General features: G+C 70.9%; 22 protein-coding genes and 1 pseudogene. 13 read left to right on the top strand and 10 right to left on the bottom strand.

Annotated features, from left to right (window positions below; all coding sequences use genetic code 11):
• The first annotated feature begins 13 nt into the window (after positions 1 to 13).
• Positions 14 to 706, top strand: a complete 693-nt coding sequence (locus tag AC068B_RS08285) for a TetR/AcrR family transcriptional regulator C-terminal domain-containing protein (RefSeq protein WP_478669862.1) — start codon at positions 14 to 16, stop codon at positions 704 to 706.
• Here AC068B_RS08285 and AC068B_RS08280 read toward each other — a convergent pair.
• From AC068B_RS08280 to AC068B_RS08270, 3 genes are read right to left on the bottom strand one after another with little or no spacing between them, the layout of a single operon-like run.
• Positions 678 to 1,868 (bottom strand): acyltransferase family protein, encoded by a 1,191-nt coding sequence (locus AC068B_RS08280; protein ID WP_478669860.1) that lies wholly within the window; start codon positions 1,866 to 1,868, stop codon positions 678 to 680. The two genes, AC068B_RS08285 and AC068B_RS08280, sit on opposite strands and share 29 nt — an antisense overlap.
• Positions 1,865 to 3,271: a polysialyltransferase family glycosyltransferase gene (locus tag AC068B_RS08275; protein WP_478669858.1), complete on the bottom strand. Its 1,407-nt coding sequence runs from the start codon at positions 3,269 to 3,271 to the stop codon at positions 1,865 to 1,867. Before AC068B_RS08275 ends, AC068B_RS08280 begins: the two co-directional genes overlap by 4 nt.
• A complete protein-coding gene (locus tag AC068B_RS08270; protein ID WP_478669857.1) occupies positions 3,271 to 4,248 on the bottom strand; it encodes a glycosyltransferase family 2 protein in 978 nt (325 codons plus the stop codon). The genes AC068B_RS08275 and AC068B_RS08270 overlap by 1 nt, the downstream gene beginning before the upstream one ends.
• Positions 4,249 to 4,470: 222 nt before the next feature.
• On the opposite strand from AC068B_RS08270, the gene AC068B_RS08265 reads away from it, so the two are divergent.
• Genes AC068B_RS08265 through AC068B_RS08250 form a run of 4 tightly spaced genes read left to right on the top strand, consistent with a single transcriptional unit; the run spans position 4,471 to position 9,315 of the window.
• Positions 4,471 to 5,796 (top strand): DUF6716 putative glycosyltransferase, encoded by a 1,326-nt coding sequence (locus tag AC068B_RS08265; RefSeq protein WP_478670298.1) that lies wholly within the window; start codon positions 4,471 to 4,473, stop codon positions 5,794 to 5,796.
• A gap of 26 nt (positions 5,797 to 5,822) precedes the next feature.
• A complete protein-coding gene (locus tag AC068B_RS08260) occupies positions 5,823 to 7,178 on the top strand; it encodes a cytidylyltransferase domain-containing protein (protein WP_478669854.1) in 1,356 nt (451 codons plus the stop codon).
• 11 nt (positions 7,179 to 7,189) lie between these two features.
• Positions 7,190 to 8,143: an N-acetylneuraminate synthase family protein gene (locus AC068B_RS08255; RefSeq protein ID WP_356251215.1), complete on the top strand. Its 954-nt coding sequence runs from the start codon at positions 7,190 to 7,192 to the stop codon at positions 8,141 to 8,143.
• Positions 8,144 to 8,181: 38 nt separating this feature from the next.
• A complete protein-coding gene (locus AC068B_RS08250; RefSeq protein ID WP_478669853.1) occupies positions 8,182 to 9,315 on the top strand; it encodes a hypothetical protein in 1,134 nt (377 codons plus the stop codon).
• Here the strand turns inward: AC068B_RS08250 and AC068B_RS08245 are convergent.
• Both AC068B_RS08245 and AC068B_RS08240 read right to left on the bottom strand, forming a co-directional pair.
• Positions 9,312 to 9,764 carry a protein-tyrosine phosphatase family protein gene (locus tag AC068B_RS08245; protein WP_478669850.1) on the bottom strand — a complete coding sequence of 151 codons (453 nt, stop codon included), beginning with the start codon at positions 9,762 to 9,764 and terminating at the stop codon, positions 9,312 to 9,314. The genes AC068B_RS08250 and AC068B_RS08245 overlap by 4 nt on opposite strands.
• Before the next feature lie 56 nt (positions 9,765 to 9,820).
• The gene (locus AC068B_RS08240; RefSeq protein WP_478669849.1) at positions 9,821 to 10,204 is read right to left on the bottom strand and encodes a peptidoglycan-binding domain-containing protein; all 384 of its coding nucleotides are present in this window, start codon (positions 10,202 to 10,204) and stop codon (positions 9,821 to 9,823) included.
• Positions 10,205 to 10,505: 301 nt separating this feature from the next.
• On the opposite strand from AC068B_RS08240, the pseudogene AC068B_RS08235 reads away from it, so the two are divergent.
• Positions 10,506 to 10,685: pseudogene (locus AC068B_RS08235) on the top strand (GNAT family N-acetyltransferase); the annotation flags it as partial.
• On the opposite strand, the gene AC068B_RS08230 reads toward AC068B_RS08235, so the two are convergent.
• The 4 genes from AC068B_RS08230 to AC068B_RS08215 all read right to left on the bottom strand — a co-directional run bounded on the left by AC068B_RS08230 (position 10,675) and on the right by AC068B_RS08215 (position 13,362).
• A complete protein-coding gene (locus AC068B_RS08230; protein ID WP_478669847.1) occupies positions 10,675 to 11,073 on the bottom strand; it encodes a hypothetical protein in 399 nt (132 codons plus the stop codon). The pseudogene AC068B_RS08235 and the gene AC068B_RS08230 sit on opposite strands and share 11 nt — an antisense overlap.
• 555 nt (positions 11,074 to 11,628) lie before the next feature.
• Positions 11,629 to 12,234: a hypothetical protein gene (locus tag AC068B_RS08225; protein WP_478669846.1), complete on the bottom strand. Its 606-nt coding sequence runs from the start codon at positions 12,232 to 12,234 to the stop codon at positions 11,629 to 11,631.
• 76 nt (positions 12,235 to 12,310) lie between these two features.
• The gene (locus AC068B_RS08220) at positions 12,311 to 12,493 is read right to left on the bottom strand and encodes a DUF397 domain-containing protein (protein ID WP_478669845.1); all 183 of its coding nucleotides are present in this window, start codon (positions 12,491 to 12,493) and stop codon (positions 12,311 to 12,313) included.
• 14 nt (positions 12,494 to 12,507) lie between these two features.
• A complete protein-coding gene (locus AC068B_RS08215; RefSeq protein WP_478669844.1) occupies positions 12,508 to 13,362 on the bottom strand; it encodes a helix-turn-helix domain-containing protein in 855 nt (284 codons plus the stop codon).
• A 229-nt stretch (positions 13,363 to 13,591) separates the two neighbouring features.
• Between AC068B_RS08215 and AC068B_RS08210 the strand changes: the two genes are divergently transcribed.
• A complete protein-coding gene (locus tag AC068B_RS08210) occupies positions 13,592 to 14,056 on the top strand; it encodes an ATP-binding protein (RefSeq protein ID WP_478669842.1) in 465 nt (154 codons plus the stop codon).
• 21 nt (positions 14,057 to 14,077) lie between these two features.
• Here the strand turns inward: AC068B_RS08210 and AC068B_RS08205 are convergent, their stop codons facing one another.
• Positions 14,078 to 15,550: an MFS transporter gene (locus AC068B_RS08205; protein WP_478669840.1), complete on the bottom strand. Its 1,473-nt coding sequence runs from the start codon at positions 15,548 to 15,550 to the stop codon at positions 14,078 to 14,080.
• Positions 15,551 to 15,650: 100 nt separating this feature from the next.
• Between AC068B_RS08205 and AC068B_RS08200 the strand changes: the two genes are divergently transcribed.
• The 6 genes from AC068B_RS08200 to AC068B_RS08175 all read left to right on the top strand — a co-directional run bounded on the left by AC068B_RS08200 (position 15,651) and on the right by AC068B_RS08175 (position 19,798).
• Complete coding sequence (locus AC068B_RS08200; protein ID WP_478669838.1) at positions 15,651 to 16,565, top strand: LysR family transcriptional regulator; 915 nt, start codon at positions 15,651 to 15,653, stop codon at positions 16,563 to 16,565.
• Complete coding sequence (locus AC068B_RS08195) at positions 16,562 to 17,131, top strand: cysteine hydrolase family protein (protein WP_478669836.1); 570 nt, start codon at positions 16,562 to 16,564, stop codon at positions 17,129 to 17,131. The genes AC068B_RS08200 and AC068B_RS08195 overlap by 4 nt, the downstream gene beginning before the upstream one ends.
• Positions 17,080 to 17,523, top strand: coding sequence for a GNAT family N-acetyltransferase (locus AC068B_RS08190; protein WP_478669834.1), 444 nt, complete (start codon positions 17,080 to 17,082; stop codon positions 17,521 to 17,523). Before AC068B_RS08195 ends, AC068B_RS08190 begins: the two co-directional genes overlap by 52 nt.
• Positions 17,524 to 17,848: 325 nt before the next feature.
• Positions 17,849 to 18,481: a hypothetical protein gene (locus AC068B_RS08185; protein WP_478670295.1), complete on the top strand. Its 633-nt coding sequence runs from the start codon at positions 17,849 to 17,851 to the stop codon at positions 18,479 to 18,481.
• 485 nt (positions 18,482 to 18,966) lie between these two features.
• Entirely contained in the window at positions 18,967 to 19,125 is a 159-nt protein-coding gene (locus AC068B_RS08180) for a hypothetical protein (protein WP_478669832.1), read from the top strand.
• A 151-nt stretch (positions 19,126 to 19,276) separates the two neighbouring features.
• On the top strand, positions 19,277 to 19,798 hold the full coding sequence (locus tag AC068B_RS08175; RefSeq protein ID WP_478669830.1) for a hypothetical protein: 522 nt from the start codon (positions 19,277 to 19,279) through the stop codon (positions 19,796 to 19,798).
• The last annotated feature ends 71 nt before the right edge of the window (positions 19,799 to 19,869 follow it).

Raw genomic sequence — 19,869 nt, 5'->3', positions numbered from 1 at the left:
TTAAATTGTCAAGGTGGCGACGACGAAGCTGGACCGCACCCGAGTGGCGCGCACCGCGCTCGACCTGCTGAACGAGACGGGGCTCGAAGGGCTGACGCTGCGCGCCATCGCCCAGCGCCTCGACGTGAAGGCACCCGCCCTGTACTGGCACTTCAAGGACAAGCAGGCGCTGCTCGACGAGATGGCGACGGAGATGATGCGGCGGATGGGCGAGGAGTTCCTGTCCACGCCGGACGCCGACTGGCGGGCGGCGCTCACCACCGCGATGCGGGGCCTGCGCGAGCATCTGCTGCGCTACCGCGACGGCGCGAAGGTGTTCAGCGGCACGCACTACACGGATCTGTCGTACGCGGCGCCGATGGAGGCCCATCTGCGGGTGCTGGCCGGGGCGGGATTCGCGCCGGGGGCGGCCGCGCGGGCCTGGTTCACCGCGTACAGCTACACGATCGGGTACGTCGTCGAGGAGCAGGCGGCGGGCGGGAGTCCGGGCGACGGTGACGGCGGTGGCTATGACCTCGTTGCGCGCGCCGAGCGCCTCGCCGCGTACCCCCTGGCCGCCGCGGCGGGCGAGGAGATGTTCCGCGCCCACGACCGCGGCTTCGAGGAAGGACTCGCCGCGGTCGTGGCGGGGATCTGCGCGACGCTCGCTCTCCCCGGGCCCGCTGCCCCCGGACCCGCTACCCCCGGGCCTGCTGCTTCCGGTTGAGGCCGTTGCGGATCATGGGGGTGAGCCGCTCCTCGACGTACCGGTTCAGGAGCCACGCGAGGGCCAGCATGGCGACGATCGTCAGGCCGAACGTCGCGTAGGACGGCAGGCCCATGCGCTGGTGCAGCGTCTCCACCGTCACCCAGCCCAGGTGCTCGTGCACCAGGTAGAAGGGGTACGTCAGCGCACCGGCCACGGTCAGCCAGCGCCAGTTCGCCCAGTCGAGGTGGCCGAGCGCGATGAGGAGCACGGCCGCGAAACCCGCCGTCACCACCGCGATGATCCCGAACGAGGTGCGGTAGGAGAAGAAGTCCGGGTTCGGCGCGTGCCAGAGCCGGTCGACCGCGTAGTGCTGGCCGATCAGCCAGCTCACGCCCGTGATGCCCCACGCCGTGAGGTCGCGGCGGTCGCGGTGGATCAGGTAGATGCCGATGCCGCCGATGAAGAACGGGGCGTACTCCGGCATCAGGACCAGGTCGAGCAGCGGCTCGTTCGCGGCCTCCGCCACGGCCGCGGCCAGCGTCCACACCGCGCAGAACAGCACCACCCGCGCGCGGGTCGCGCCCGGCATGACCACGCACAGCGCGAACAGCGCGTAGAAGCGCAGCTCGGCCCAGAGCGTCCAGCACACGCCGAGCACCCGGTCGACGCCCAGCGGCTGCTGCAGCATGGTCAGGTTGACGAGCGCGTCGCTGGGCGAGACCGCCGCGTACGTGACCGCGGGCAGTGCGAAGACCGCCGTGACCAGCACGATCGCCGCCCAGTAGGACGGCAGCAGCCGGGAGGCCCGGGACGCGAAGAACGAGCGCATGGGCCTGCCCCAGCCGCTCATGGAGATGACGAAGCCGCTGATCACGAAGAAGATCTGCACACCGAGACAGCCGTACGCGAACCACTCGCTGGCCGTCGGGAACTGCACCTTGGGCGAGCTGCCCCAGGCCTCGGCGATCTCGCCGTCGCGGCCGCCGTAGTGGTACGCGGCGACCATGAGCGCGGCGACCAGCCGCAGTCCGTCCAGGGCGCGCAGCCGTGGCTTGCCGCGGGTGGGCCGGGGCGCAGGAATCGCATGACCGGTCTGTTCCGTGCCGTGCTCTGTGGCATGTTCCGTGCCGTGTGCCGCGCCCGGTGAGACCTTCGGGAGCGTGGGTCCGGGAGTGGTCATCCGAGGGCGGTCCGCTTGAGCGAGCGCTGCACGGAGCGTGCGCGGCGGGCGACGCGCCGGACGGCCGCGTTGCGCGGGATGAAGGCGAGCTGCGAGGGGACGGCGCCGGGCAGCGCGAGCGCGGTGAGGCGGCGCCGCTTGAAGTAGCGCCAGGTGGTGGCGTCCAGGTTCCGGGCGAGATAGCGCTCGGCGTCGGGGCGCAGCCGGGGGTAGATCTGCGGCTGCATCGCGAAGCCGACGGCCTTGAGGAGGTTCGTCAGCTCGCCGGTGCCGAGGTCCGCCTCCTGTGCGGCGACCGCCGCGCGGTCGGTGAGCTCGGGCAGCAGCGCGTCGACGATCGTGACCGGGACGCGGTTGCTGTTCTGGTAGGGCGCGAGGCGTTCCAGGAGGAGGTCCGTACCGGCGCGGGCGGCGGGCAGGCCGTACAGCGCGGAGGCCGTGAGCAGCGCCGTGGAGAAGCAGCCGATGACGAGCGCGGGCCGCATCCGCTGGTAGAGCACCTCGGCGAGCACCGGGGTGTCGAGCACGGTCAGCTCGACGCCGATCGTCCGCGCCTCCTTCTCCAGGGCGCGCGACCAGCGGGCGGGCGCCGTGGGGTGGGGCTTGAACACCACGTGCGTGTGGCCGAGCGCGGCGGCGCCGCGCACCATGCTGATGTGCAGCTCCTCCTCTTCCTCGGGGGTGAGGATGGAGAGCGCGGAGAGGTACTGGCCGAGGACGAGCGCGGGCGCCTCGATGTCCGGCAACTCGGTCTCGTCCTGGCCGAGTTCGGCGAGCACCTTCACGAACGCGTCGGTCGGCACGACCTCGGGGTCCACCCCGAACTCGGTGAGGAGCAGCGGGGTGAGGCCCGGCACCAGGTCCAGGTGGAGCAGGCGCCGCACCCGCGTGCCGACCAGCGGGTCGATCTTGCTGCGGGTGGGTCCGTAGCTCATCAGGCCGTCGGCGTAGACGTCCACGGGGACGCCCGTGAAGATCTGCGCGAGCGCCAGCGCGGGATTGACCTGGATGGACTCGACGGCCAGCTCGACGTCGTCGTCACCGAGGTCCCACAGCATCCGTACGTAGCGCTCCCACAGCACGACGTCGTCGCCGCGAGGGGCCCAGCCGCCCGGGTGGAAAGGGGAGATGGCCTCGTTCCAGGAGCGCACGTCGTCGAACCGGCCGCGCAGCCGCCCGAAGCCCGGCATCTCGTCGAGGGGCGTCGTCGTCTCGGGGGTCGCTGCGTTGTTGCTGACCAGGAGGATGCGCCGGTCGGCGGGGCCGAAGCGGTCGGCGTCCAGGGCGGCGGCGAGCGTCGCGGCGCCGTACAGCGTGGACGCGAGGAAGATCTGCGTCTTGCGGGGCGTCGTACGAGGCGCAGCCGTAGCCGAAGAGGGCGTGGTCGCGGGCGAGGTCGCCATTACGCGGCCACCTCCGCCGACACCGGGCGCCGCCGCAGCCTGCGCAGCCGCGTCGCCCGCTGGACGTCCATGGAGTCGAGCGCGTCGTCGAGAACGCCCTGCGGCATCCGCTTCAGCGCGGCCGCACTCATTGACTTCAATTTCCGCGCCACGGATGGCTCGAACCTTTCGATGGATCCCAAATGGTGGGAGATGATCGCACAGTAGGTGCGCACGGCCTTCGGCAGGAGTTCGTCCGCGTCCCGGTCCTCCGCGGTTTCCCGTACGACCTGGTCGAATGCCTTGATGAAATCGAGCTGGCGTACGTCGCCGATCTGCGTGAGCGAGGACGCGACACCGCGCCGGTAGAACACCCCGAGAAGGCCGACCGCGGCGAAGGATTCCGCCTCGCGGTGCAGTCGCCAGATCCAGGGCCGGTCCTCCGCGGTGCGCAGACCGTCGGTGAAGTGCAGCAGCCCCGCGTCGGCGAGACGGCGGTGGTAGATGCCCGCCCAGGCGTACGCGTAGTCGACCGAGGTCGACCGGTCGGCGGGCAGTATCACCTCGCGCGGGCTCATCACGACGCCGCGCCTGCCGTGCGGGACGCGGTGCACGGTGCGGGCCCGCGCGGTGCACTGCACATGGTCGGTGCGCACGAAGTCGCAGCCCAACTCCTCGATGGAGGCGACTAGTTGGGAGAAGTAGCCGGGCGCGAGCCAGTCGTCACCGTCCAGGAAGGTGAGGTACTCGCCACGCGCCGCGTCGAGGCCCGTGTTGCGGGCGGTCGCGAGGCCGCCGTTGGTCTCATGTCTGAGGTGGACGGCGCCGGGCAGCTCGCGCGCCGCACGCTCCAGGATGTCCGGAGTCTCGTCGCGCGAGCAGTCGTCGACGAGAATGAATTCGAAGTCGTCACGTGCGTTCGCACGCAGACTCCTCAAGGTGTCGGGCGCGTATTGCTGCACGTTGTAGAACGGCACGATGACGGAGAGCTTAACCACGTGGGTGACGTTAGGTGTCGGCCCGTCATTCGTGTCGACCCGCAGTGGTATGCCAGGTGAACGACGCGTGGCGGAATGGTTAACCGGGCTGCCGAGAAGGCATTTCCCGAGCTGATTCGCCATTCGTCGGCATGCTGTTAACCGTTTGTTGCACCTGAGTTGGGCCGCGAATCGAAATGCCTTCCTAGCGTCTGGGACGTGCAAGGAAGTCATCGAAACCCACTGCGGGTCGCCGTACTCGCCGACTCCGATACGCGATGGAAATGGGGCGCTCTCACCGCGAACCGCATCCTATCGGACAGTCGGCTCAGCGGCTTCCTGCTCCGCGGCCGGGCCACCCCCACCCCCCGGCAGCTCGAAGAGGTGGGCGTGCGCGCGGATTCCCTGCGCGAGGTCACCGCCGTCGAGTTCCTGCGCGAGATGGAGCGGGACGCACCCGACGTGATCGTGCTCGCCCTGGTGGGCGGGGCGGTCCAGGCGATCCTGCACGGACTCGCCCGCGTCACGCAGGACGCCCGCCTCACCGGCGGCCCGGCGCGCCGCTCCGTCGTCGTCACCGGCTACGTCGGCGTCGTCTACGAGAAGCTCGCCGACGGCCTGCTCCTGCGGCACGGCGCGGACGTCGTCCTCGCCAACTCCCGGCAGGACGCCGAGCGCTTCCGCGCGGTGTACGAAGGAGTGGGCGCCGACGCCTCATCGGTGACGGAGGCCGCGCTGCCGTTCCTCGGCGGAGCCTCGTACAGGGAGAACGACCCGGACCGGAAGAACGACCCCTACACCGTCGTCTTCGCCGCCCAGCCCTCCGTCCCCGACACCGGCGCACACCGCACCTACCTGCTGCGCCGCCTCGCCGAGCACGCCAGGCTGCACCCCGACCGCGACGTCCTGCTCAAGCTGCGCAGCAAGCCCGGCGAGCACACCACGCACATCGAGGAGCTGCCCTACCAGAAGCTGGCGCAGCGGCTCGACGGCGGACTGCCCGCCAACTGCCGCCTCGTCTACGGGCACATGGGCGAGGTCCTCGACCGCACCGACCTGCTGGTCACCGTCAGCTCCACGGCCGCGCTCGAATCCCTGCACCGCCGCATCCCCACCGCCGTCCTCACCGATCTCGGGGTGCGCGAGGCGCTCGGCAACCACCACTTCACCGGCTCCGGATGCCTCGCCTCCTGGGACCAGCTGGACGCGGGCCACCTGCCCGTGCCCGACGAGCGGTGGCTGGCACGGCAGGGCGTCGCCGCCGACGGAGCGTACGAGAACGCCTTCGACACGGCGCGCGAGCGGGTCGCCGACCTCCTTGACGCCGCGGCCACGGGCGGACTCCCGCCCATCGCGCCGTACTACAGCCCCAGCACGGCAGGCGGCTATCTGCCCGGCATCCTCGCCCGCCACCATCTCGGCCCCGACGGCGCCCCGCTGCCGGGCGCCCCCACGGCCGACAAGGACCCGGGACCCGTACGGCAGATCGTGCGCCGCGCGGCGCGTGGTGCCTACCGCCACGGAGTGCAGCGCGTGGCCCCCGTCATCCGGCGGATGGGCGAGCTGTGAGCCCTCACCCCCTCCAAGGAGCCCCCATGTCCCACCCCGGCCCCGCAGGTACGCAGGCCCGCCGCGTGCTCGCCGTCATCCCCGCCCGCGGCGGCTCCAAGGGCGTGCCCGCCAAGAACCTCGCCCCGGTCGGCGGCGTGCCGCTGGTGGCCCGCGCCATCCGCGCGTGCCTGGCCGCCCGGCTCGTCACCGACGTCGTCGTCTCCACGGACGACCACGTGATCGCCGAGGCCGCCCGGCTCGCCGGCGCCGAAGTGGTGCTGCGTCCCGCGGCGATCGCCGGGGACACCGCGACCAGCGAGGCCGCCGTGCTGCACGCGATGGACGCCCACGAGGGGCTGCACGGCGCGACCGTGGACGTCGTCCTGCTCGTGCAGTGCACCAGCCCCTTCCTCACCAGTGAGGACGTCGACGGGGTGGCCTCCGCGGTCGCCGAGCACGGCGCCGACACGGCCGTCACGGTGGCGCCCTTCCACGGCTTCATCTGGCGCGACGCGGCGGACGACGCCACGGAGGACGGCACCGCGGGCATCGGCGCGCACGGCAACGGGGCCGCACACCGCACCGACTCCGTGGGTGGCACGGCGACCCTCGCCAACTCCACGCAGACGCGGACGCAGACACAGACGCGCGGCGGTTACGGCGTCAACCACGACAAGTCGTTCCGCCCGCGCCGCCAGGACCGCCCCCAGGACCTCCTGGAGACCGGCGCCGCCTACGCCATGGACGCGGCGGGCTTCCGCGCCGAGAAGCACCGCTTCTTCGGCCGCACCGAGCCGGTCCGCACCGACCCGGCCCGCGTCCTGGAGGTCGACGACCCGCACGACCTCGCCCGCGCCCGCGCGCTCGCCCCCTTCTTCGACGCGGCCCGCCCCGAAGGCGGCGCCGCCCTCCCGACCGCCGCCGACATCGACGCGGTCGTCCTCGACTTCGACGGCACCCAGACCGACGACAGGGTGCTGATCGACTCCGAGGGACGGGAGTTCGTCTCCGTGCACCGCGGGGACGGCCTCGGCATCGCGGCCCTCCGCAGGAGCGGCCTGAACATGCTGATCCTGTCCACGGAACAGAACCCGGTCGTCGCCGCGCGGGCCAGGAAGCTCAAGCTTCCCGTCCTGCACGGCATCGACCGGAAAGACCTCGCACTGAAGCAGTGGTGCGAGGAGCAGGGCATCGCTCCCGAGCGCGTGCTCTACGTCGGCAACGACGTCAATGACCTCCCGTGCTTCGCCCTCGTGGGCTGGCCCGTGGCGGTCGCGAGCGCCCACGACGTCGTACGCGGCGCCGCACGCGCGGTCACCACCGTCCCCGGTGGTGAGGGCGCGATCCGAGAGATCGCCACCTGGATCCTCGGCCCCTCTCTCGACTCCCTCCACAGTTAAGGAATTTCCCCATGAGCAACATCACCTCCATCGGCGCCGACTCCCGCCTCCGCCGCTTCGGCTCGAAGACGGCCGGTCCCGGTCAGCCCGTGTACATCACCGGTGAGATCGGCATCAACCACAACGGCGACCTGGAGAACGCGTTCGCGCTCATCGACGTGGCCGCCGACGCGGGCTGCGACGCGGTGAAGTTCCAGAAGCGCACCCCGGAGATCTGCACCCCGCGCGACCAGTGGGACATCGAGCGCGACACCCCCTGGGGCCGCATGACGTACATCGACTACCGCCACCGCGTGGAGTTCGGCGAGTCCGAGTACCAGGCCATCAGCGAGCACTGCGCCAAGCGCGGCATCGACTGGTTCGCCTCCCCGTGGGACACCGAGGCCGTCGCCTTCCTGGAGAAGTTCGACCTGCCCGCCCACAAGGTCGCCTCCGCCTCGCTCACCGACGACGAGCTGCTCCGCGCCCTGCGCGCCACGGGCCGCACGGTCATCCTCTCGACCGGCATGTCGACCCCGAAGCAGATCCGCCACGCGGTAGAGGTGTTGGGCTCCGACAACATCCTGATGTGCCACGCCACGTCGACGTACCCGGCGCAGGCGGAGGAGCTCAACCTCCGTGTGATCAACACCCTGCAGGCCGAGTTCCCGAACGTCCCGATCGGCTACTCCGGCCACGAGACGGGCCTGCAGACGACGCTCGCCGCCGTCGCGCTGGGCGCCACCTTCGTGGAGCGCCACATCACCCTCGACCGCGCCATGTGGGGCTCGGACCAGGCCGCTTCGGTGGAGCCGCAGGGCCTCACGCGCCTCGTCCGCGACATCCGCACCATCGAGGCGTCCCTCGGTGACGGCGTCAAGAAGGTCTACGAGTCCGAGCTCGGCCCGATGAAGAAGCTGCGCCGCGTCGCGGGCGTCGTGGCCGAGGCCGAGACCGCCGCGGACGCCGAGCCGGTCGCGGTCTGAACACGCGGCCCGCATTAACGGGAGACGGACACACGACGATGAGCCCCCGAGTCGGCCGAGCCGCCGACACCACAGCCGCCCCGGACGGGGCGGCGGAGTCCACGCTCGCCTTCGTGGAGAGCCCGGTCCAGCTGCTGAACGTCCTGGAATGGGCGCACGCCGCGGCCGCGACCGGCCCGGCCGGGGGCCTCACCGTCGTCGTCCTCTCCCCGAACGACCCCATGACGCGAGGCCAGTTGCGCCGCATGGCGCAGCTCGCCCGCGACGAGGGCGTCGAGGTCCGCTGGGAGGAGGCGCGCGGCGGCGCATCGGCACCCTTCCACACCGTCGGCGGCCTCACGGGCGCCCTGCGCAGGGCCGACCGGGTCGTCATCGGCGACCCGTTCTCCCGCTACGTACAACTCCTCCTCACCATCACCCGGGCCCGCTCCCTGGTCGTCGTCGACGACGGCACGGCCACGATGGAGTTCATCGCCCAGCTGGCCCGCGGCGAACGCCTGCAGCGCTGGCACCGCAAGGGCGGCCGCCCCGGCCCCCGCGACCTCGTCTTCGCCCCCGTCTCGGCCGCCGCGCGGCGCCGCCTCACGCCCGGCGGGACGCGGACCGTCGAGGTCTTCTCCTCGATGCCGATCGACAGCGCGCCGGACGGCGTGGAGGTCACGGTCAACGCCTTCGCCTGGACCCGGGAACGCTTCGGCCCGCCCCGCATCACGCGCGGCTCCGACCTGGTCGGCACGTCCCTGGTGGAGACGGGCGTGGTCGACCCGGACCGCTACATCGAAGCGGTCATCGCGCTCTCCCGCACCCACGGCGCCACCCGCTACTTCGCCCACCGCCGCGAGAGCGCCGAGAAGCTCCACCGGCTCGCGGTCGAGACGGGCCTCCAGGTGGTCCGCCCGGACCTCCCGCTGGAACTCATCGCCCGCCGCGGCCCCATCGGCCGTACGATCCTCAGCTTCCCCTCGACCGTCGTCCACACCCTGCCCCTGGCCCTGGCGGGCACGGAGGTCAAGGTGGCGGTCTGCGACATCGACCCGGCCTGGCTCACGGAGACGGCGTCGCCGCGCGCCCAGGGCTTCCTGTCCGGTGTGACGGGAACGGCGAGGGACGTACACCGCCTGACATCAGTACGCCACACGGCACCGGCGCAACTCCTCACCCCTAACCCCTAACCGCTGAACCGCCGGACGTACCGCCGCTGCCAGGGAGTCTCGACCGCATGCCGGTCGTAGTGCGCACGCACAAACGCGACGGCCTTCTCGGCGGGCACCCCGTCGAGCACGGCGACACAGGCGAGGGCGGTCCCGGTCCGCCCGCGCCCACCCCCGCAGGCGACCTCGACGCGCTCGCCCGCCGACCGCGCCCACACCTCGCGCAGCACGTCCCGCGCGAGTTCCCGATCACCGGGCAGCCGAAAGTCCGGCCAAGGCAACCACCGCGCCTCCCACTCCACTTCCGGCGGCCGCTTCCCGAGCAGATACACACCGAACTCGGGCACGTCCCCGTCGGGCAGCGGATGCCGCAGCCCCCGCCCCCGCACGAGCCGCCCGGAGGGCAGCCGGAGTACGCCGGGAGCAGTGGGCTGCCAGGTCGCTGTCGCAGGGCCTCGGTTCTCCGTCATGGCGTCATTCTCACGCTCGGGCCCGTTCGGCGACGACGGTTCCCGGATCGCGTTTCTCAGACCGCGCCTCGCAGCCACTGCCAGGTCCTGGGGCCGACGATGCCGTCGTCGGCCAGGCCACAGGAGCGCTGGAACTTCTTCACGCCGGCGCGGGTGTCCTTGCCGAACTTGCCGTCGACGGCGATGTAGATGGAGTGATAGCGGAGCAGCGCCTGGATCTCCTTGACCTTGTTGCCACTGTCGCCGTAGTCGGCGTAGTCGTTCCAGAGGTCATAGCCGCAGTACATGCCGATGCCGCCCCACCAGGAGCAGTTGGCCGAGACGGACGGGGCGGCGGTGGGGGCGCTGGTGGCCGACGCGGTGGCGGCCGCCCCGGTGACGGCGGTCGCGGCCAGGACTCCGGCGGCCAGGAAGGCCGCGGCCTTTCGGTGTGCGGACATGGCGGACATGGACACTCCTTCGGCAGGGCGGCGCGAGGCCGTCTCGGACAAGGTGGTCCGGACGGCCGTCGACTGGTTCCGCGGACATCGCCCGGACACGATTCACGCTAGGGACCCGGCCGATGCAGCGCGTCCAGCAGGAGGCTGACGTGCGCCTGCACCCACGGGGGCAGGGCGGTCAACCCGCGCGGTAGCGCTACCGCGTGGGGTGGAGAAGAACGCTTGATGAGTGAATGAGGCTGGGAAGGAAAGGACGGCAATAGCGAACAGTGCACTCCTGGTGATGGACGTCCAGCGGGATGTCGTGGCGGGGCGGTACCGGAGGCGGGGGATCGGTGCCGGGCTCGTCGCCCGTGCCGTGCGGGGCGCGCGGGACGCCCGCTGCGAGTGGCTGCACGTCGACTTCGACGACGAGCACCGCGGCTTCTCCTTCGACGCTTGCGGCTTCCGTGAGACGGCGGCTGGGCTCATCACGCTGTGATGCCCTGCAAGTTGCCGCCGCCGGGCACGCGCACCGGCTCCTCCGCCGACAGAATGATCCTGGGCAGTGTCACCGGCCCGTCCACGTAGCGGGCAGTCCGCTTCCTCGTACGTCGGGCTCGTACATCAGCACGCACGAGGGCGCGGCGTGCTGCGCGGGCGCGGCGGTTTCCGTCACGCCGCTGCAGTTTCCACTGCCGGTGCTGGATGCGGTTGGCCTGCATCGCGACGGCGTCCGCGGATTCTCCGGGGTGCATCGCCTTGATGACCTTGGCCACGGCGGCGGCCCCGGCACGAACGAGCAGTACCAGAGCCAGGACCAGCAGGAAAGGGAAGACGAACTTCATCGAGACGCCCGACGCGATGAGCTCGGAGATCAAACCGTTCAACGTTGGCCTCCACGGTCCGAGGCCCTGGGGGAGCGGCTGGCTCACCATCAACTCGGGCCTGTTGCCCACCTTCAGACACGAGAAGGGCCCCCGGTCACCGGGAGCCCTTCTGTAGCGGTGTTCGATCAACGCGAGACCCCCCTTGGACCCACGTCGATCGGCCCGCGCCTACAACCTCACGACCTGGCCGGGAAGATCAGTTCGCACGGCCTCCCCCATCTCCGGCGCGAGGATGACGCGAGGCAGGCGCACGCCGGAATCCGGCGTGATGGCCTTCATGAACCATGAGACGACCGCGCTCCAGATGACTGCTGGGACAGCCATCGCGATAGCGATGCAATTTCGCACTGAGGCTCCTTCGCGGCAGGAGAAGGTTAGCGAGCCGATGCCCTGCCGCTTCATATCGTGGCGGCCTCATCACCCCTCCGACGAGGCCTATCAGTAACTACCCTTCTGGTGTTGGGCGAGCTCCCGGCTCACCCCGCCACCGCACGGGCCGGGGTCGCCGTACCGTGTGGCAGCGGGACGTTCCAATCCCTCGTCATGGAGCAGTTCCTACTTCGGCGGTTCGAACCCCAGGTGCGCGAGCCTGCCGTCGCGATAGGCCCTGTTGATCTTCCGGTTGGCCCGCCACTTGAGCGTCGCGACGGCCCGGGCCGTGGTCGGCGGGTCGAGCCACTCCGCGATCATCTGGTTGTCCTCGCCCAGGATCTGCCCGAGCACGAAGACGTCCATCTGGCGCGGCGTGAGGAGATCGAGCGCGCGGATGCCCCGCACCGTTTCGATCAACTCATGGTTGAGCCGCAGGACGTCGCCCGTCAGGTGGTCGCCCTGACGCGCACGCAGCATGTCCAGAGTCTCGTCGCCGACCAGGATCTCCACTGTGGCGCGCAGCTTGCTCAGCTGGTTGGTGACACAGCAGTTGAGGTACTTGTCGAGGTCTTCAACGGGCCCACGGTTGACGAGCCGCGAGTGCAGACCCCGAAGGACGTTCCCCCACATCTCATCGGCAAGCTCGGGGCCGGCCTTCTTGGCCATACGCCCACGGTGCATGCCTGCCTGCTCCGTGGCACGAAGCAGCTGATCGCGCGCGTCGGGGGACAGCTCGCGCACGACGGTGGATGATGCCGGCTGGCTTCCGCCGCGCATCTCTTCGGGCATCGTTGCTCCCGGAGTGGTTCCGAATGGACACCCACTCTCAGTCGCCGCCGGGGGACCTCATCACGCATCCACGAAATCAGAGTTGCGTGTTCCTGACGGCGCGTATGAGCAAGCCGAGTTGAGTGCGGGTCGCTCTGAGGATGACGTCCGGGTCGTCGCTCTCGCGGAGGCGGATCGTTCCGTCGGGGGCGGTGGCGATGTTGACGCAGGAGGAGGCTTCCGAGCTGTACGTCGATTTCTGCCAGGTGAGTTCGGGCACGGTTCTGTGATCCTTCACTTCTGGGTGGTGGCTGCCTGGGTGATCAGTTCTCGGGACTCGTCAGCTGTGAGCGCGAGCTTCTCCAGGCGGTCGAGGACTGTGGCATAGCGCTCCAACTGGGCTGCTGCATCGAGGAATTCGCTGCCGTGCTCGGTGTCCAGCTGAACCGTGTCGAGCTGGGCGACGGGCCCGTGGGCGTAGTCAATGCCCTGTCCCGAGCCGGGGAAGGCGCCCCGGCCGAAGGGGATGACGAGCACCGAGACGTGGGCCCGTTCGCTCATCTCCACGAGGTGGTGGAGCTGCTCTGCCGCGACGGCCGGACCTCCGACCCGCATGTGGAGCGCCGCTTCATGGATCAGGGCGGTGTACGGGAGCGGAGTGTTCCGGTGCAGTACGGCCTGACGCTTGATCCGGTACGACATCAGGTGCTCGACCTCATGGGGGAGGCGAGGCGGGACGGCGTCTGTGAACAGTGCGCGGGCGTGCTGTGCCGTTTGCAACAATCCTGGGATGTGCAGGGCCTGTGCGACACGCAGTGCGTCGGTGTGGTGTTCGAGTTCTGCGAGGTCCAGCATGCCGTTCGGCAGGTTTCCCCGGTACTCCTCCCACCAGCCACGTGTACGGCCCCCTGTCATGTCGACGAGAGCGCTGATCAGAGCCTCGTCCGAGCAGGCGTAGTTGCGGGCGATCACGCGGACGCGGTCGGCGCCCACCGCGTACCGGCCCGCCTCGATGTTGCTGATGCGTGACTGGTTGACGCCCAGCAGTGCGGCGGCCTGGATGGTGGAGAGTCCGGCGCGCTCGCGCAGTTTTCGCAGCTCGGCACCGAGGCGCTGCTGGCGGAGCGTGGGGATCTTGCTGGGAGGCATTCAGTTCCCTTCGGGCCCGGAACAGGGGAGGCGTGTCACCCACAGGAGTGGCTATGGCCTCCCTTACTCCATACCGATGGAATATAGGCCACTCGCAAGCCTGCGGTGTGACTCGACCCGCTCAACTGCCCCGCCCCGCAAGCCGGAAGCGCACCGCACCCAGAGGCGCGGCATGCCACCGCCGGGCCACGGCAGGGAGCGAACCGAACTCTGCCCCCAAGGAGGCGACATGGAAACCGTATCCCCGCCCCACACCTGGTCGTACGCCCTTCACCTGCCCCACGACCCCCGGGCACCCCGCATCGCCCGCATGACCTCCCGCGCCGTCCTCCCCGCGTACGGGATGTCCGAACTCGTCGACGTCGCAGAGCTGCTGACGGCCGAGCTGGTCACCAACGCCTACCGGTACTCCGAAGGACCCGCCGCGCTGCGCCTGCGCGGTACCGCCGCCCCGTACGGGCTGCGGGTCAGTGTGTGGGACACCAACCCGCACATCCCCGCTCCCTTCGGCAAGCCACCCTGCCGCCGTGGCCCACTGCGCCCCGTCCCGCACGAGGGGGACGGTGGGCGCGGCCTCGATCTGGTGGCGTGGTGGGCCCAGGCGTGGGGCGGCTACCCCCTGGGGGACGACCTCTTCGGGCGAGGCGGCAAGCTGCTCTGGTTCGAGCTGAAGCTGCCCGGCGCGGCAGCCTGAGCCCACGCCCCCGGACGGAGGCTAGGCGACCGCACCCGTCGACGCGCGCTCCTCCGAAGGAAGGCCCTGCGCCACCGGCGTGCTTCCCCTCCTCGTCCGCAGCCCGAACGCGCTGATCGCCGCGGAGAGCAGGGCGGCGGCCAGCGGGACCCACAGGGCGGCCCGGTAGCCGTCCAGGAGCGCGGACGGTGAACTCGACTCCGTGGCCGCGACGTTGACGGCCGTGACCGTCGACAGGCCGAGCGCGGCGCCGAACTGGAAGGACGTGTAGAGGAGCGCGCCCGCCAGGCCCTGCTCCTCCTCGGCCACGCCCTCCGTGGCCACGATGGTGAGCGGACCGTACGCGAGGGAGAAGGCGATGCCGAGGACGATCAGGCTCGGGAACATCATCGCGTACGTCCAGTCCGCGCCGACCGGCAGGAACAGCGCGTACGCCAGCGCGGCGAGCAGCAGTCCGCCGAAGATCACCCGGGCGTTGCCGAAGCGGCTCACCAGCCTGGGGGTCAGGACGGGGGAGAGGAGCGCGTCGACACCGATGACGATCATCGCGAAGCTGGTCTGCAGCGTCGACCACTCCCGCAGTTCCTGGAGGTACAGCACCACCAGGAACTGGAAGCCGAAGAAGCCCGCGGCGAAGAGCAGCCCCGAGAGGTTGGCGCGCACCAGCGGACCGCTCCGCAGGATCCCGAGCCGCACCAGCGGAGCCGCGGCCCGGCGCTCGACCGCGACGAACACGGCAAGCAGCACGAGCCCCGCGCCGATCGTGACCGCGGTCCACACGAACGCGGTGTGCGTGGCGCGCTCCACGCCGAGGACCAGCAGCACGATGGCGGCCGTGATCGTGAACCCGCCCGCCAGGTCGACGCGCTGCCCCGTCCGGTCGGGACGCGGCGACTTCGGTACGAAGGCGAGGGCGGCCAGCAGGATCACGGCGGAGAGCACCACGGGCGCGAAGAACACCCAGCGCCAGCCCACCGAGGCGAGCAGCCCGCCGACGACCAGGCCGACCGAGAAGCCACCGGCGGCGGTGCCGGAGTAGAAGAGCAGTGCCCTGTTGCGCCGCGGGCCCTCCTCGAATCCGGTGGTGATGACGGAGAGCCCGGCCGGGGTCATGAACGCCGCGGCGACGCCCGTGACGAAGCGGGCGACGATCAGCATCCAGCCCTCGGTCGCGAAGCCGCCGAGCCCGGAGAAGAGCAGGAAGACGGAGAGCCAGAGGACGAACATCTGACGGCGCCCGAAGAGGTCGGCCGCCCGCCCGCCGAGCAGCATGAACCCGCCGTACCCGAGGACGTACGCGCTCATGACCCACTGCAACGAGCCGGTGGACAGGCCGAGGTCGGCCCGGATGGAGGGGAGGGCGACGTTGAGCATCGCGACGTCGATGCCCTCCAGGAAGATCGCGCCGCAGAGGACGAGGAGGATGCCCCACTCGCGGCCGGTGAAGGGTCTGTCGGGGGACTCGGGCGCGTGAGGCGCAAGGTTCTGACTCATGCCGTAACCCTCGGCCGGGGCCCCGGTGCGGAACAACGGCGAACATCGCAACGTTCGTTCAGCCAGGCTGACCGATCCGCAACGACCTGGGGGTACGTCGATGGAGCGTGACGAACTGGAGTGCTTTCTCCGGCTCGCGGAGGAGCTGCACTTCGGCCGCACCGCGGAGCGCATGCGGCTGTCCCGGGCCCGGGTGAGCCAGCTCGTACAGCGGCTCGAACGCCGGGTCGGCGCACCGCTGTTCATCCGCAGCAGCCGCCGCGTCGGCCTCACCGCCCTCGGCAGGCAGCTGCGGGCCGACCTCGAACCGCACCACCGCGCCATCGACGCGGCCCTGGAACGCGCCGTGGCCACGGCGCGCGGCATCGACTCCGTGCTGCACGTGGGCTTCGCCAACCCCCTCACCGGCGAGATCGTCATGAAGGCGACGGAGGCCCTGCGCGTCAGCCACCCCGGCCTGGCCGTGGAGGTCTGCGAGGTGCCGCTCGGCGATCCGTACGGGCAGCTGCGCAAGGGCGAGTTCGACGTGCAGCTCACCGAGTTCCCGGTACGGGAGGACGACCTGGGCGGGGGATCGGTGCTGCTCTCGGAGGACCGGGTCCTCGCCCTGCCCGCGGCCCACCCCCTGGCCGCCAGGGCCTCCGTGACCCTGGAGGACCTGGCGGACGTCCCGCTCCTCACCATCGCGGGCGAGGTCCCCGACTACTGGCTGGACCACCACGTCCCCTCCCGCACCCCGAGCGGCCGCCCGATCGGCCGCGGCCCCGCGGTGACGAACATGCAGGAGGCCCTGATGCTGGTGGCGGCGGGCCGGGGCGCGCTGCCCGCCCCCGCCCACACGGCCACGTACTTCGCCCGCCCCGGCATCACGTACGTCCCCTTCGCCGACGCGGAGCCGACGGGCTACGGCCTGGTCTGGCGGCTGGGCCACGAGACGGGAGCGGTGGCGGCGTTCGCACGAACGGCACGAGAAGTCACGGCGCAGGAAGCCACGGAAGGACAAGCGATCGCATGACAACCGGACAGAACAGCGCACTCCTGGTGATGGACGTCCAACGGGACGTCATCGCGCTCGCGGACGACGGCTCCGGATATCTGCCGCGGCTGCGCGCGGCGATCGACGCCGCACGGACGGCGGGCATCCCGGTGATCTACGTGGTGATGGGCTTGCGCCCGGACATCCCGGGTGCCACCCCGCGCACCCACATCCTCGCCAACGTCATACAGGCGGGCCTGTTCACCGAGGGCGCCCACGGCAGCGAGATCCACCCCGACGTGGCGCCCCTGCCCGGCGAGACCGTGGTGACCAAGCGGCGGGGCAGCGCGTTCTCGGGCAGCGACACGGAGCTGGTGCTCAGGGCCCACGACGTCGACCACCTTGTCCTGACGGGCATCGCCACCAGCGGCGTCGTCCTCCACACCGCATGCCGCGCGAACGACATGGACCTGCCCCTCACGATCCTCTCGGACGCCTGTCTGGACCTGGATCCGGAGGTCCACCGCACCCTCACCGAAAAACTGTTCCCCCAATGGGCGGAGGTCACCACGGCCGAGGCCTGGGCGGAGTCGGTGGGCCGGTGATCACGTACTCGTGGCGGGGCGACTTCGCGGACCCCGAGGTCAACGCCCTGCACGCCGAGGGCTTCGGGCACCCGGTGCTGGACATCGGGTGGCGTGAGCAGCTGCACCGGCACAGCCTCGGGTGGGTCTGTGCGCGGGACGAGGGCGGGGAACTCGTCGGGTTCGTCAACGTCGCCTGGGACGGCGGCGTGCACGCCTTCGTCCTCGACGCCGTCGTGGCGGGTCGGTTCCGGCGGCAGGGTGTCGGGGCCGGACTCGTCGCCCGTGCCGTGCGGGGCGCGCGCGAGGCCCGCTGCGAGTGGCTGCATGTCGACTTCGACGACGAGCACCGCGGCTTCTACTTCGATGCCTGCGGCTTCCGCGAGACGGCGGCGGGACTCATCGCGCTGTGAGCCCGTGCAAGTCACAAGTCACCGCTGCCGAGCACGCACCCCGGCCACCTGGTCTTGACGGCGCATATGAGTGCGCTGAGTTGGCTGGGGAGGTGGTGAGGATGACGTCCGGGTCGTCGCTTTCGCGGAGGCGGATGGTTCCGTCGGGAAGCGGCTGAAACGGGGAGTGGCATGTGCCCCTCGTGGCAGCTCGCTCGGAACCAACCGGCGAGGAATGTGGTCAATGCATGTGTAGGCACTGAATGGCCCGATGCTGTTCGAGAACGGGAGTCTTGAGTTGAGGTTCACGGTCCGTCCCCTGTTGTCTGGCAGACCCGCTGTGGCTGTGTTGGCCGCGGTCGGTATCACCGCGGGTGTGCTGATCGGCCGGGAGGGGCTGCGCACTGTGGTGGGCTGCGGCGCGGCCGACGACCCCTACGCCTCCCGGACCGCGGCGGACTGGAAAGCGGGCGCGGACCACGTGGTGGTGGCGGTACCGGCCTCCGAGCGGGAGAGCAACAAACAGGTGGTCGCCAAGGGGGCGGTGCGGTACACCATCGACCGGGCGGTGACGTTCCGGAAGGAGAAGGTGCTGTGGTCCGCTGCCACCCCTCGGCATGAGCTGGGCACCGAGTTCGACATGACCGCCCCGGGCTGGTCGGTGTACCGCAACGGCAAACGGATCAAGCGCACCGCCCCGGAGGCGCCCCGGCTGGAGACCGGTCACACCTACGTCCTCGCCCTGCGCTGGGACGCCGACCAGTGGATCGTCCTCGGCGAGGGCGCGGCCGTGCCGTTCGACGACCATGTGGCGGGGCGAGGGGAGTGGTGCGGCCAGGTGCTGAGCGAGGAGGACTTCGCCAAGGGCGAGCGGTTCTCGCGGCGCGACGACCACAGTCTGGAGCAGGCCGTGCGCGGACAGGACGAACACGCCATCTCCCGCGAACTCGCGAAGGCGAGCGGCGGGAAGGGGTCGTAGCCCAGCTGGGCAAACGCACCAGCTGGGCAAACGCACCGGGCCGTCCGTCAGCTCCCTCGCGGAGGGCCTCAGGCAGACGGTCCCGGAGTGACACCGGACCCGGGACCGAACCGCCAGGCTGGGCAACGGACTTCATTCTGAAACCGTCAGGCAGAGCCGTGCGTTCTTGACGGCGGGTCTCCTAGACGTCTCGGACGAGCTGGGTGATGAAGTCGCGGGACTTGTGCGGCGTGAAGGCGGCACGCTCCATACGGCCCGCCCCGCACCTGGTCGTACGCCCTTCACCTGCCCCACGACCCCCGGGCGCCCCGCATCGCCCGCATGACGTCACGCGCCGTCCTCCCCGCGTACGGGATGTCCGAACTCCTCGACGTCGCCGAGCTGCTGACGTCCGAGCTGGTCACCAACGCCTACCGGCACTCCGAAGGGCCCGCCGCCCTCCGGCTGCACGGTACCGACGACCCGTACGGGCTTCGGGTCAGCGTGTGGGACAGCAACCGCACGAGGCGGACAGCGGACGCGGGCTCGGCCTTGTGGCGCAGTGGGCCCAGGCGTGGGGCGGTCATCCGCTCGGCGACGACCTCTTCGGGCGGGGCGGCAAGCTGCTGTGGTTCGATCTGCGGCTGCCCGGCGCGGCCGCCTGAGCCACCCGGCCTCGGCGGGATCGCGGCTTCCTGGTGGAGACCCGTCTCGGCGGAGACTCGTCCTGGTGGCACGCCGCCTCCCCCACGTGGCGGACCCGCCCCCTCCTGTACGACGACGTGGCGGCGGCCCCGCCGCGCCAGCATCAGAACCATGCTGAAGATCGACGCATTGCCCGACGTGCCCCGCTGGGCCGTCCTCGCCGCCCACGCCGTGCCGCTCGCCACGCTGCCCTCGGGGCTGTGGCGGGTGGCGCTTGTCGCCGGGCTGCCCGTGGCCGCCGAGCCCCAGCAGGGCGCGGGCGAGGCCGCGTACATCCTCATGCTGAGCCTCGTCTCCGAGGGGCTTGCGCTGCTGACGCTCGGGCTCGTGCGAGGGTGGGGCGAGGTCGTGCCGGGGTGGATGCCCGTCATCGGGGGTCGGCCCGTGCGGCCCCTCGCCGCCGTCGTCCCCGCCCTGCTCGGCGCCACCGGGCTGTTCGCGATCATGGGCTGGGCGTTCTACGCGCAGGCCGCGGGCCTGGGCGAAGGGCAGGGCGTCACCGACAGTGCGGCCCAGACGGCGCTCCTGGTGGGGTGCTATGTGCCGCTGCTCGCCTGGCCGCCCCTGCTCGTGGCAGTGACAGTGGCCTATTACAGGCGCCGGGCCGTCCCCGCATCCCCCTTGGCGGCCTAAAAGTTTACCCAGTGCGACCAATGGTCATGCGCCACGAGGCCACGAATTCTTCCCCTATCGGGCTGAACTTT

It is taken from the genome of Streptomyces sp. NPDC042371, assembly GCF_056437465.1.
This window is presented reverse-complemented; position numbering and strand designations above follow the sequence as displayed.

What these genes read in the sequence shown, in the direction of transcription:
- AC068B_RS08195 (WP_478669836.1), top strand. Translation starts at nt 16,562, where the DNA reads ATGACAACCGGACAGAACAGCGCACTCCTGGTGATGGACGTCCAACGG.
- AC068B_RS08245 (WP_478669850.1), bottom strand. Translation starts at nt 9,764, where the DNA reads ATGACGGAGAACCGAGGCCCTGCGACAGCGACCTGGCAGCCCACTGCT.
- AC068B_RS08205 (WP_478669840.1), bottom strand. Translation starts at nt 15,550, where the DNA reads ATGAGTCAGAACCTTGCGCCTCACGCGCCCGAGTCCCCCGACAGACCC.
- AC068B_RS08275 (WP_478669858.1), bottom strand. Translation starts at nt 3,271, where the DNA reads ATGGCGACCTCGCCCGCGACCACGCCCTCTTCGGCTACGGCTGCGCCT.
- AC068B_RS08190 (WP_478669834.1), top strand. Translation starts at nt 17,080, where the DNA reads ATGGGCGGAGGTCACCACGGCCGAGGCCTGGGCGGAGTCGGTGGGCCG.
- AC068B_RS08255 (WP_356251215.1), top strand. Translation starts at nt 7,190, where the DNA reads ATGAGCAACATCACCTCCATCGGCGCCGACTCCCGCCTCCGCCGCTTC.
- AC068B_RS08210 (WP_478669842.1), top strand. Translation starts at nt 13,592, where the DNA reads ATGGAAACCGTATCCCCGCCCCACACCTGGTCGTACGCCCTTCACCTG.
- AC068B_RS08260 (WP_478669854.1), top strand. Translation starts at nt 5,823, where the DNA reads ATGTCCCACCCCGGCCCCGCAGGTACGCAGGCCCGCCGCGTGCTCGCC.
- AC068B_RS08240 (WP_478669849.1), bottom strand. Translation starts at nt 10,204, where the DNA reads ATGTCCGCACACCGAAAGGCCGCGGCCTTCCTGGCCGCCGGAGTCCTG.
- AC068B_RS08250 (WP_478669853.1), top strand. Translation starts at nt 8,182, where the DNA reads ATGAGCCCCCGAGTCGGCCGAGCCGCCGACACCACAGCCGCCCCGGAC.
- AC068B_RS08225 (WP_478669846.1), bottom strand. Translation starts at nt 12,234, where the DNA reads ATGCCCGAAGAGATGCGCGGCGGAAGCCAGCCGGCATCATCCACCGTC.
- AC068B_RS08175 (WP_478669830.1), top strand. Translation starts at nt 19,277, where the DNA reads ATGCTGAAGATCGACGCATTGCCCGACGTGCCCCGCTGGGCCGTCCTC.
- AC068B_RS08215 (WP_478669844.1), bottom strand. Translation starts at nt 13,362, where the DNA reads ATGCCTCCCAGCAAGATCCCCACGCTCCGCCAGCAGCGCCTCGGTGCC.
- AC068B_RS08280 (WP_478669860.1), bottom strand. Translation starts at nt 1,868, where the DNA reads ATGACCACTCCCGGACCCACGCTCCCGAAGGTCTCACCGGGCGCGGCA.
- AC068B_RS08200 (WP_478669838.1), top strand. Translation starts at nt 15,651, where the DNA reads ATGGAGCGTGACGAACTGGAGTGCTTTCTCCGGCTCGCGGAGGAGCTG.